General features: G+C 73.1%; 12 protein-coding genes. 6 read left to right on the forward strand and 6 right to left on the reverse strand.

The window, feature by feature from the left end; all coding sequences use genetic code 11:
• Positions 1 to 71: 71 nt before the first annotated feature.
• From mycP to ABZV00_RS05025, 3 genes are read left to right on the forward strand one after another with little or no spacing between them, the layout of a single operon-like run.
• Complete coding sequence (mycP, locus tag ABZV00_RS05015) at positions 72 to 1,412, forward strand: type VII secretion-associated serine protease mycosin (protein ID WP_355601932.1); 1,341 nt, start codon at positions 72 to 74, stop codon at positions 1,410 to 1,412.
• A gap of 53 nt (positions 1,413 to 1,465) precedes the next feature.
• The gene (locus ABZV00_RS05020) at positions 1,466 to 2,257 is read left to right on the forward strand and encodes a phosphatase PAP2 family protein (protein WP_355601934.1); all 792 of its coding nucleotides are present in this window, start codon (positions 1,466 to 1,468) and stop codon (positions 2,255 to 2,257) included.
• Between the two features lie 37 nt (positions 2,258 to 2,294).
• Positions 2,295 to 3,002, forward strand: coding sequence for a phosphatase PAP2 family protein (locus ABZV00_RS05025; RefSeq protein ID WP_355601936.1), 708 nt, complete (start codon positions 2,295 to 2,297; stop codon positions 3,000 to 3,002).
• Between the two features lie 12 nt (positions 3,003 to 3,014).
• Here ABZV00_RS05025 and ABZV00_RS05030 read toward each other — a convergent pair whose 3' ends face one another.
• The 6 genes from ABZV00_RS05030 to ABZV00_RS05055 all read right to left on the reverse strand — a co-directional run bounded on the left by ABZV00_RS05030 (position 3,015) and on the right by ABZV00_RS05055 (position 8,280).
• Complete coding sequence (locus tag ABZV00_RS05030) at positions 3,015 to 4,193, reverse strand: MarP family serine protease (protein ID WP_328421272.1); 1,179 nt, start codon at positions 4,191 to 4,193, stop codon at positions 3,015 to 3,017.
• A gap of 63 nt (positions 4,194 to 4,256) precedes the next feature.
• Positions 4,257 to 4,949, reverse strand: coding sequence for a CoA pyrophosphatase (locus ABZV00_RS05035; RefSeq protein ID WP_355601938.1), 693 nt, complete (start codon positions 4,947 to 4,949; stop codon positions 4,257 to 4,259).
• Positions 4,946 to 5,557 (reverse strand): TlpA disulfide reductase family protein, encoded by a 612-nt coding sequence (locus ABZV00_RS05040; protein WP_355601940.1) that lies wholly within the window; start codon positions 5,555 to 5,557, stop codon positions 4,946 to 4,948. The genes ABZV00_RS05035 and ABZV00_RS05040 overlap by 4 nt, the downstream gene beginning before the upstream one ends.
• Positions 5,554 to 6,342 (reverse strand): endonuclease III, encoded by a 789-nt coding sequence (gene nth / locus ABZV00_RS05045; protein WP_355601942.1) that lies wholly within the window; start codon positions 6,340 to 6,342, stop codon positions 5,554 to 5,556. The genes ABZV00_RS05040 and nth overlap by 4 nt, the downstream gene beginning before the upstream one ends.
• 40 nt (positions 6,343 to 6,382) lie before the next feature.
• On the reverse strand, positions 6,383 to 7,561 hold the full coding sequence (locus ABZV00_RS05050) for a CapA family protein (RefSeq protein ID WP_328421280.1): 1,179 nt from the start codon (positions 7,559 to 7,561) through the stop codon (positions 6,383 to 6,385).
• Positions 7,562 to 7,617: 56 nt separating this feature from the next.
• Positions 7,618 to 8,280: an adenosylcobinamide amidohydrolase gene (locus ABZV00_RS05055; protein ID WP_355601944.1), complete on the reverse strand. Its 663-nt coding sequence runs from the start codon at positions 8,278 to 8,280 to the stop codon at positions 7,618 to 7,620.
• Positions 8,281 to 8,423: 143 nt separating this feature from the next.
• On the opposite strand from ABZV00_RS05055, the gene ABZV00_RS05060 reads away from it, so the two are divergent.
• The 3 genes from ABZV00_RS05060 (at position 8,424) to ABZV00_RS05070 (ending at position 11,044) form a co-directional block, all read left to right on the forward strand.
• A complete protein-coding gene (locus ABZV00_RS05060; protein ID WP_007466162.1) occupies positions 8,424 to 9,101 on the forward strand; it encodes a Crp/Fnr family transcriptional regulator in 678 nt (225 codons plus the stop codon).
• 138 nt (positions 9,102 to 9,239) lie between these two features.
• Entirely contained in the window at positions 9,240 to 9,983 is a 744-nt protein-coding gene (locus ABZV00_RS05065) for a metallophosphoesterase family protein (protein ID WP_355601946.1), read from the forward strand.
• A 455-nt stretch (positions 9,984 to 10,438) separates the two neighbouring features.
• Positions 10,439 to 11,044 carry a TetR/AcrR family transcriptional regulator gene (locus ABZV00_RS05070; protein ID WP_355601948.1) on the forward strand — a complete coding sequence of 202 codons (606 nt, stop codon included), beginning with the start codon at positions 10,439 to 10,441 and terminating at the stop codon, positions 11,042 to 11,044.
• The last annotated feature ends 1 nt before the right edge of the window (position 11,045 follow it).

Consider the following 11,045-nt stretch of genomic DNA (forward strand, 5'->3'; position numbering starts at 1 on the left):
GTCTTAGCGGTTCCTCCCGTGACAGGTGGGGAAACCGGTAATCTCCGATCGTCATGGTTTCGTCGGGATGAATGGCTGAGGATGTGACTGGGGTTCGGCACAGCTGTCCGGCAGCGGCCCGACGGGCGACCGGCCGGGTACTGCTCGGTGTGGCGGCAGCGCTTGCCGTCGTGGCCCCGGCCGCAGCCGCCGTGCCCGCCGCCGTGCCCACCGCAGGCGGCCAGCTCGCTGGCGCGTCGGTGGCGTTCGCCCCCGGTGACAGCGTGGCCCGCAGTGACCAGGTCCGCGACGAGCAGTGGCAGCTCGACGAGCTGCGCGCCGAGACGGCGTGGCGCAGCTCGACCGGGCGGGGCGTGACCGTCGCGGTGGTCGACTCCGGAGTGGACGCCAGCCATCCCGACCTGACCGGCCAGGTGCTGCCCGGTCTCGACCTGGTGGGCCCCGCTGGCGGCGCCGGTCCGGATCCGGTGGGCCACGGCACGACCGTCGCCGGCCTGATCGCCGGGCGGAAAGACGACAAGCGGGGTGTGGTCGGCCTGGCGCCGGACGCCCGGATCCTGCCAGTACGGGTGCTCGACGACGAAAACCGCTACGACGACGCGCTCATCGTGGCCAAGGGAGTGCGCTGGGCGGTCGACAATGGCGCCCGCGTGATCAACCTGTCGTTGGGCGGCAGCGGCGACAGCCCGGCCCTGGCCGCGGCGCTGGACTACGCGTTCGCCCGGGACGTGGTGGTGGTCGCCTGCACCGGCAACCTGGCCACCTCCAGCAACTCCAAGGTCTGGTACCCAGCCCGCGAGCCGGGCGTGATCGCGGTAGCCGGCCTGGAACGCAGCAGCGACAATCTCTGGTCCGGGTCGATCACCGGCCGGGCGACGGTGCTCACCGCCCCCGCCACCGGGTTGGTCGGCGCCAAACCAACCGACGGGTACTGGCGGGTGCAGGGCACCAGCTTCGCGGCGCCGCTGGTGACCGCCACCGCCGCGTTGGTCCGGTCCCGCTACCCCCGGATGCCCGCCGGCGAGGTGGTCAACCGGTTGCTGGCCACCGCACGTGACCTCGGCCCGACCGGCCGGGACGACCGCTTCGGGTACGGGGTGGTGGATCCGGTGGCCGCGCTGACCGCGCAGGTGCCGCCGGTGACCGCCAACCCGTTGGACGACCTCACGTCGCCGGGCGTGGTCGGCTTCGGCCCCGCCCCCGGCTCCGCTGACGACGAGCCGGTGACCGGCGCCGGCAGCGACCCGCTCGGCCTCACCGCACCCCGGCAGCAGACCCGGTGGACGGCCCGGCCGGCGGGCGCGCAGGACGACTCGGCGCCGGAACAGCTGTGGACCGGAGCCGCGCTCTTCGTCGCCCTGGTCGCCGGAGCGGCGTTGATGGTGCGGCAGTTCCGCCGGCGCGCCCGCTGATCCGGTCGGTGCGGCAGGCCTGACCCCACCGTCGGTGGGGTAGAACCGTCGGCATGAGCACGCCCGGCCCGCGCACCCTGGCCCCCGCCGACACCCCGTCCTGGCGGCAGCGCCGCCTCGACCCGGACCATTCGCTGGGCCTGCGGCTGACCCTGGCCGCCACGGCGGCGTTCCTGGTGCTCGTGCCGTTCGCGCTGCTCGCCCTGCTGGTGCTCGGGGCCTGGCCGCCGCTGCGCCGACTGGACACGACGGTCACCGACGCGCTGCACGGCTATGCGCTCGACCATTCAGCCTGGGTCACGCTGATGCGGAGCTGGACCGAGGTTTTCGGGCCGATGCCGCTGCGGGCCGTCGCCCTGCTCGTGGTGATCTGGCTGCTGCGCCGGGGAGCCCGCCGGCTGGCCCTCTGGGTGACCACCACGATGGTGGTGGGCGGGTTGATGGGCCCGCTGCTCAAGCTGCTCGTCGGCCGGGACCGGCCGGAGCTGCTGGACCCGGTCGCGCGGGCCGCCGGCTACTCGTTCCCCTCCGGGCACGCGCTGAACGCCACCCTGACCGCCGGGGTGCTGCTGCTGGTGTTCCTGCCGTACGCGGGGCGCGGGGCGTGGCGGGTCGTGCTCTGGGTCGCCGCGGTGCTGCTGACCGTGGTGACCGGGCTGAGCCGGGTGGCACTCGGCGTGCACTTCGCCAGCGACGTGTTCGGCGGTTGGCTGCTGGGTGCGGCGGTGGTCGCGGCGACCACGGCCGCGTTCACCAGCTGGCGGGCGCACACCGGACTGCGTCCCGTCCATCCGGCCCGCGACGGCGTCGCGCCGGAGGTGGAGCGGCACCCTGGAGAGGCCTGAGGCGTGACGACCATGGCGACAGGGTATTGGGCGGCCCATGTCCGAGACCGTGGTCCAGATCGCCCGGCGGGTGCTGCTGCCGGTATCCCTCCTGCTCGGCGTCATGGTGTTGCTCGGGGTGCTGGTCACCCGGGTGTTCGCCCAGGCCTGGCCGTTGTCCGTGGAGGACGCGGTCAACCGGGAACTCGCCGCCGAGCGCACCGGCGGCTGGAACGACGTGTCGCTGGTGTTCAGCACCCTGGCCAGCACCCAGATGATCGTCGTGGTCACCGTGCTGGTGGCGCTGGGGCTGCGGCTCTGGTTGGGCCGCTGGCGGGATCCGCTGTTCCTGTGCGCGGCGGTGACCGCCCAGGCGCTGGTGTTCCTGCTGACCACGCTGGCGATCGACCGGCACCGCCCGGCGGTGGAGCACATGGACGTCTCACCGCCCACGTCCAGCTTCCCGTCCGGGCACACCTCGGCGGCGGTGGCGCTCTACGTCGGCATCGCCGTGCTGCTGGCGCTGCGGGCGCGGAGCACCGGCGCGAAGGTGGCCTGGTGGACGCTGCTGCTGGTGGTGCCGCTCGGCGTGGCGATGACCCGGATGTACCGGGGAATGCACCACCCGAGCGATGTGGTGGCGTCCTTCCTCAACGGTGGCACCTGCGTCGCGATCATGGCTCGCGCGATGCTGGACCGGGGAGCGCGGTGGGGGCGGGCGAAGCTACCGGCCGCGGGCCGACCCGCCACGCCAGCCCGGAGCTGACCCGCGCGGCGGTCAGGTGCACTCGCCGGTGCCGACGCCCCGGGTGCGTTCGGCGCCGGCCAGCGCCACCGGGCGTGCCTCGGCCGCGGTCACCGCGAAGCCGGTGTTCGGGTCGTCGGCCGCCGCCGCGAAGATGACGCCGAGCACCAGGCCGTTGGCGGACACCAGCGGTCCGCCGGAGTTGCCGCTGCGGACCAGCGCCCGGATCGTGTAGATCTCTCGGCTGACGTCGCCGGAGGAGTAGATGTCCGGTCCCTTGATCCGGTCGACGTCGCGGATCCGCGCCGACTGTGCGTTGTACGGGCCGTCGAGCGGGAAGCCCAGCACGATGGCGTCGGAGCCGCTGCCCGCGTTGCCGGCGGCGAACCGCAGCGACGGGCCGGGCATCCCGGGCACGTGCAGCACGGCCAGGTCGCGCTCCGGGTCGTAGACCACCACCTGACCGTCGTACCGATCGCCGCCGAGCTCGACCGCCACCGAGCGGGTGCCGGCGACCACGTGCGCGTTGGTCATCACCCGGTCGTCGGCGTACACGAAACCGGAGCCCTCGATCCGGCGTGAGCAACTGGGGGCGGAGCCGAGCACCTTGACCACCGACCGCTGGCCGTTGACCACCACCTGGGAGCCGGCCAGCGCCGGGTCGGGCGGTTCGACCTGCCGGGCCCGGGTGGGTGCGAGGTCGCCGAAGACGTCCGGGAAGCCGTTGGTGTCGACGGTTTCCCGCAGTGCGGTGGAGAGCTGCTGGGCCTGGTCGGGTAGGACCCGGTCCACCACTGTGATCAGCGCGCTGTTGCGTACCGAGGCGGCCAGCCAGGGCAGCGAGGACGACCCGAGCGGCACGGCGACCAGCCAGGCGACCAGCAGCACCGCGAAGAGCGAGACGAACGCCCCGCCGACGTCGTCGACCCGCCTGCCCACCTCACTGGTGATCGTCTTGCGTAGGTGCGAGCCGACCCAGCCGGCCAGCGCCTGACCGACCACGGCGAGCCCGAAGACCACGACCAGTGAGATCAGCACCCGGGTGCCGCTGTCCACGAACTGTCGGGCGAGCAGCGGCCCGAGCTGGAGGCCCAGCAACGCGCCCAGGAAGAAGCCGGAGAACGACAGGATTCCGATGACGAAGCCCTGGCGGTATCCGCTGATCGCGAACACGAGCATGAGCAGCAGCAGGACGAGATCCACGGCGGACACGGGTCAAGCGTACGGGCCGCACGCCCGGCAGATGACCATCGCTCGCTGAAGGTGACCGCGCGGTCAGCGTAGGGCGGTCTCGTCGACCTCGTCGGTGCCGGCTGACGGCGCGGGGGTCGCCCCGGTCGGCGGCAGCTCGACCACCCGGCTGCGCGGCCACGGGCGGGCCCACCCGCCCATCTCCAGCAGGGTGGCCAGCACCCCGGCGGTGAAGCCCCACACCAGCATGCCGCGCGCCGAGAACGCCGGCCCGATCCAGCCGCTGGGGTGGCGGACCCGCATCCGGTTGGCCGGGTCGACCAGCTCGCTGACCGGCAGCCGGGCCACGTGCGCCACCTCGGCGGGCTCCCGGGGGTGCACCGGGTGCGGGTCGTGCCACCAGGCCAGCACCGGGGTGACCACGAAGTCGCTGACCGGGATCCACAGCTTCGGCAACTCGGCCAGCACGGTCACGCTGCCCGGGTCGAGGCCGACCTCCTCGTTCGCCTCGCGCAGGGCGGTGGCGCGGACGTCGGCGTCCTCCGGGTCGGCCGCGCCCCCGGGAAAGGCCGGCTGGCCGGCGTGGTTGCGCAGGGTGGCGGCGCGTTGCAGGACCAGCACGTCGGGGCCGGCGCCGGGCTGCTCGCCGAGCAGCACCAGCACGGCGCTCTCCCGGCCGCCCTCGGCCGGAGTGGTCAGTCGGGTGAAGTCCTCGGCGCGGGCGGTGCCCAACCGGGTCAGCAGGGGCTCGATCCAGTCGGGCGGTCGGTGGCTCACGCCGGCACCGTCAGACCGAGGTGTTGGTGGACCAGCTCAACGAGCCGGGCATCGTCGAGCGCGCCGCTGGCGTCGACGTGGCGGATCCGCCCCTGCGCGTCGACGAAGAGGGTCAGCGGGATCGCGTTGCGCTTCAGCTCCCGTTGCAGTGCTTCGCCCTGGTCCACCAGGATCGGGAACCGGACGCCGAAGTCCTCCCCGATGGACTGGGCGCCGCCGCGGCTGTCCCGGCTGTTCACCCCGACCACCTGGAGCCGGCCGGAGGCCCGCTCGCTGAGCCGCTGGAAGGCGGGCAGCTCCTTACGGCACGGCGGGCACCAGGAGGCCCACACGTTGATCACTGCCGGCCCGGCCACGTCCCGCAGAGCGACCGGTGCGCCGCCGGTGAAGCAGGCCAGGGTCAGCTCCGGCAGTGCCTCCCCGCCCGAGGCGGGTGCTGCCGCGTCCGCGGCGGACGTGGGTGCTGTGCTCAGCGCGGCGCAGTCGTCGAATGGCGACGGGCGCTCAGCGGCCGCCGGCCGGGGTGCGGGGTCGTCGGCCGTGCCGTCGGTGCAACTGGCGACGACCAGCAGCAGCGGCAGGAGCAGCAGAGCGAGGCTCCGGTTCACGGCACCTCCGCGGCGACCGCCTGGGCGGGCACCAGCGCCGGGTCGACCCCGGCCGCCGTCGCCAGGTCACGTGCCCGGGGGCCCTTGAGCAGCTTGGCGGCAGCGGCCGGATCGGTCGGGCCGGTGCCGTACGAGGGGCAGAGCTTGGCCAGCGTGCACGCGCCGCAGGCCGGCTTGCGGGCGTGGCAGACCCGCCGACCGTGGAAGATGATCCGGTGCGACAGCATGGTCCAGTCGCGCTTTTCGTACAGCGCGCCGACCGCGTGCTCGATCTTGACCGGGTCGGTCTCGGTGGTCAGCCGCCACCGGTGCACCAGCCGCTGGAAGTGCGTGTCGACGGTGATGCCCGGGACGTCGAAGGCGTTGCCCAGGATGACGTTGGCGGTCTTGCGCCCGATCCCGGGCAGCGTCACCAGGTCGGCGAGCCGGCCGGGCACCTGGCCGTCGTACCGGTCGAGGAGTGCCTGCCCGAGGTGGAGCAACGAGTTGGTCTTGTTGCGGTAGAAGCCGGTGGGCCGGATCAGCTCCTCCATCTCGCCCCGGTCGGCGCCGGCGTAGGCGGCGGCGGTCGGGTAGCGGGCGAAGAGCTTCGGGGTGACCTCGTTGACCTTCTTGTCCGTGCACTGCGCGGAGAGGATGGTGGCGACGGCCAGCTCCAGCGGGGTGGAGTGGTCCAGCTCACAGTGCGCGTCGGGGTGCGTCTCGGCCAGCACCCGGCCGATCTTCCGGGCGCGGCGTTTGCGCCCGAGGTCGGTCTCGCTGGCGCCGGGTGGGCTACTGGTCACGACGGTCAGCCTACGTCGCGCCCCGGACGTTCCCGCCGGGTCAGCCGCCGGTCGGCGGCGAGATCTTCCCCTGCCCGTCGAACCGGGCGCCGTCCTTCGGGAAGTCGCTGCGACTCAACTCGGTGACCAGACCCAGGCCCCGGTCGTCCGGGTCCATCGTCGGCTTGCCGGCCGAGTTCATGTACGTCGAGGTGAACGAGCCGCCGGCCCAGGTGCCGTCGGGCTTGAGCGACACCTTGAGCACACCGCCCCAGCCGAGCCGGCCGGTGTTGCTCAGCGAGTTGCCGCCACCGGCGAAGTTGCCCAGGCTGTACGCGATCAGACGCCCCTGGTAGAACTCCATCCCGCGCAGCACGTGCGGCCCGTGGCCGACGATCAGATCCGCCCCGGCGTCGATCATGGCGTGCGAGAACTTCACCGGGTCGCCCCGGTTCTCACCCAGGAACATCTCGGTGCCGGGCTTCACCCGGGTCTTGTCCGCTCCCTCGCCACCCATGTGCACCTGCACCACGACCAGATCGGCCAGGGTGGCGGCCTTGGCGACCACCGCCTTCGCCTTGGCGATGTCGACCAGGCTGTTGGACCAGACGTACGACGAGAAGCCGGCCACGGCGACCTTGACGCCCTTGACGTCGACCACGGTGATCTGGTCCGGGGCGCCGGTGTGCTCCAGGTCGTACTTCTCCAGCGCCTTCTGGGTGTTCTCGTAACCCTTCGGCCCGTAGTCGTAGCCGTGGTTGTTGGCCTGGTTGAGCACGTCGAAGCCGGCGTCCCGCAGGTGTGCGGCGTACTCCGGTGGGGCCCGGAACTGGAAGCAGCGGGTGGAGTTGGCCCCGCACTTGCCGGTGCCGGTGTCCACCGTCAGCGGCTCCTCCAGGTTGCCCATCACCAGGTCGGCCTTGAGCGCCCCGGTGACCGAGGTGAAGAAGCCCTTCCCACCGGCGGCGGGCAGTCGGCTCGGGGCGTTGCCCATGATGATGTCGCCGGTGGCGGAGAGCGAGATGGCGGCGTCCCCGCCGGAGGCCGAGGGATCCCCGCTGGCCTTCGGGCCGGCCGTGGCCACCGGAGCGCCGGTGCCACCGCCGCCGGCACCCGGCTGCCAGACCGGGGACTCCCCGGAGTCGGCGCAGCCGGCGACGAGCAGGGCAGCCAGCAGCGCGGCGACGCCGAGGGCGACACGGCGGCGCGGGCGGGGCGCGAGGGAGGCGGGAGCGTACATCGTCCGCGACCCTACCGGGCCGTAAACGCGCCGACGAGGGCCGATCGGTCGGAAGTTCAGCCGGTCAGCTGGTCCGACCAGGGCACGACCTGCCGGTCGCCACCGGCGAGCACCGCTGCGTGCACCGCCCGGGCCAGCGGGGCACCCCAGGTGGAGCGCGGTCCGCCGTACGCCGCCTCCGGCCCGTCCACCGGGCAGAGGACGGTGACCGCGTCGGTCGGGGTACCGGTTCCCAACAGCCCCAGCTCGCTGATCGCCTGGGTCTTCGCCTCGGTAGCGGTGGCCACCGCGTTGACCAGAGCCGAGTCGGCGAGCCGGGCCGGCACGTACACCACGATGTTGACCGTGCCGACCCGCTGGGTGAGCGCGGCCGGAACCGGCGCGGCGGCGAGCACCGGGGTGCCGAGCCCGACGGTCGCCCAAGCCCGGACCCCGGTGTCGGTCCGGGCAACCACCTCGGTCACATCAACGCCGGTCAGCAGGCCCACCCCGGGGCCGTCGAGGGCCAGGTCGGCGGCGAGCGCGGCCAGGTGCCCGGCGGGGTCGTCCCGGTCGTACGACATGGGCACGGTCGCGTTCAGCACCCATTGCCGGACGCCGATGCCACCGCCGAGCGGGCCGCTGCTGACTGCCCGCAGCGGGCCGTCGGCGCGCCACACCAGCAGCGGGATGTCCCGCCCGTCTTCGGCTCGGCTGGTCAGGATTGGCTCGGTCAGCACGTCGGGCAGGTTACGCCCACCGACCAAGATTCCAGGGGCGACCTCTGATTCGTGCTCACGTGCGCCTAGACTTGGCGGCGCGCGAGGGGATCAGCGGACGGCGGACCCGGCCGACGGACGGCACGCGTAAGCGGAGGTGCGCGATGGACGAGGTACTGGCCCGCAGCGGGATCTTCCAGGGTGTAGACCCGGAAGCTGCCGAGGCGCTCGCCAAGGAGATGGAGACGATCGAGGTCCGCAAGGGCGAGATCGTCTTCAATGAGGGCGAGCCCGGTGACAGCCTCTATATCCTGCTGTCCGGGAAGATCAAGGTTGGCCGCCGCGCGGCGGACGGCCGGCAGAACCTGATCGCGGTGATGGGCCCGTCGGACATGGTCGGTGAGCTGTCGCTCTTCGACCCGGGTCCGCGTACGGCGACCGCCACCGCGGTGACCGACACCCGGCTGGTGCGACTGCGCAAGCAGGCGCTGCGGCCGTGGCTGAACAACCGTCCGGAGATTGCCGAGCAGTTGCTCCGGGTGCTCGCCCGGCGGCTGCGTCGGACCAACGACTCGCTCGCCGACCTGATCTTCACGGACGTGCCGGGTCGGGTCGCCAAGAACCTGCTCCAGATGGCCGGCCGGTTCGGCACCCGGGACGGCGGGGTGCTGCGGGTGACCCACGACCTCACCCAGGAGGAAATCGCCCAGCTCGTCGGCGCCTCCCGGGAGACGGTCAACAAGGCGCTGGCCGACTTCGCCTCGCGCGGCTGGCTGCGCCTGGACGGCAAGAGCATCATCATCCTCGACCCGGAGCGCCTGGCCCGTCGCGCCCGCGTCTGAGTAGCACGTCCCGTCCCCGCCCACCGTCTCCGACGGTGGGCGGGGACGTTTCGTTGTGGACCCGCCCACCGCCCCGTCTCTCTCTGCCCGGCGCAGAATCGCTGGACTCGGCGCTTCGCCCGCCGCCAGGGTGGAGCCATGTTGAACCGGGTTGCTGTGCTGTCCGACATCCATGGGGTGCTACCCGCACTGGAGGCGGTGCTGGCCGAGCCGGACGTCGCCGCCGCCGACCTCATCGTGCTCACCGGCGATATCGCAGCCGGCCCGCAGCCGGTCGAGGTGCTGGACGTGCTCGCCGGCCTCGGCGACCGGGTCTGCTGGGTCGGCGGCAACGCGGACCGCGAACTGGTCGAGGCGCGGAAAGGCAGCCCCGCGTCAATCGAGGTGTCGAACTGGGCCGCCGCGCAGCTCCGCGATGACCACCTCACGCGGCTGGCCGCGCTGCCACTGACGGTGACCCTGGAGATCGACGGTCTGGGCCCGGTGCTCTTCTGCCACGCCACCCCTCGGGACGACGAGGAGGTCGTGCTCGTCGACACCCGGATGGAGCGCTGGGCGGAGGCCTTCGCCGCCCTGCCGGACGAGGTGACGACGGTGGTCTGCGGCCACACCCACATGCCGTTCACTCGGCTGGTCGACCGCCGCCTGGTGGTAAACGCCGGCAGCATCGGCATGCCGTACGGCGGGGTGGGCGCGTGGTGGACGCTGCTCGGGCCGGGCGTGCAGCTGCGTCGCACGAACTTCGACGTGGACCTCGCCTGCGCCCGGGTGACCGCCGACTCCACCTTCCCCGACGCCGCCGCCTGGGTCGATGAGTACCTGCGCTCCGAGCACAGCGACGCCGAGGCCCTGGCCGTCTTCGCCCCACGCGACGGCCGCTGACACGCAGCTTCGGCCACGGCCGCCACCGCGCCCGCAGGCCCAGGCCGCCGGGGGCGGGCCGGGCCTGCCGAGGGCGGGCCGGGCCTGCCGAGGGCGGGCCGGGCCTGCCGAGGGCGGGGCGGGCCGGGGACCACCCTCGCTGCCTGTCGAGCTGCCCCAGATCTGAGACCGTCCCGAACCGCACGGCACCCGATCCGGCACCCAAGCTGCGCGGCATCCCACCGGGCACCCGACCCTGCACCCAAGGCGGTGCTGGCGGTGGCGCTCTGTGCCGGGCTGCGCCTGTCGGAGCTGCTGCGCGGAACGTGGCGTGCGGAGGCTGCCCCAAATATGGGGCAGCTCGACAGGGACCAGGAAGCACGGACACCGGCCCGCGCGTCCAGGAGCTGCGCCCGCCACCGAGGATAGAAAAAATCAGTCTTGACTGTTTGTTTCGTAGGCCGCAGGCTGTCCCCGTGTCCACCACATCGACGCGCGTCCCTCAGCAGAAGCGCAGCCGAGCCACCCAGGCCCGACTGCTGGAGGCGACCGTCGACTGCCTGATCGAGCACGGCTGGTCGGGCACCACCACCACCGTCGTCGCGGCCCGGGCCGGCGTCTCCCGCGGTGCTCAGCTACACCATTACCCCACCAAAGCCGCGCTGGTCACGGCCGCCGTCGCCCACCTGGCCGAGCGCCGGGCCGAAGAGTTGCGCACCGAGGCGGAGGCGCTGCCCGCCGGGCCGCAGCGGCTGGACCGGGTGATCGACCTGCTTGCCGCGGCGTTCACCGGGCCGCTCTTCGTCGCCGCGCTCGAACTCTGGGTCGCCGCCCGCACCGACCGGGAGCTTCGGGACGCCCTGGTGCCACTGGAGGCGACGGTCGGCCGGGAGATGCACCGACTCACCGTCGCCCTGCTCGGCGTCGACGAGCGCCGTCCCGGCGTCCGCGAGGCGGTGCAGGCCACCCTCGACCTGCTGCGCGGGCTCGGGGTGGCCAACCTGCTCAGCGACGACTCGGCCCGCCGCACCGCCCTGCTCGCCACCTGGAAACGCCAGCTCGCCACCCTGCTCACGCCCTGAC

It is taken from the genome of Micromonospora sp. NPDC005173 (assembly GCF_040608515.1).
GTDB lineage: Bacteria > Actinomycetota > Actinomycetes > Mycobacteriales > Micromonosporaceae > Micromonospora.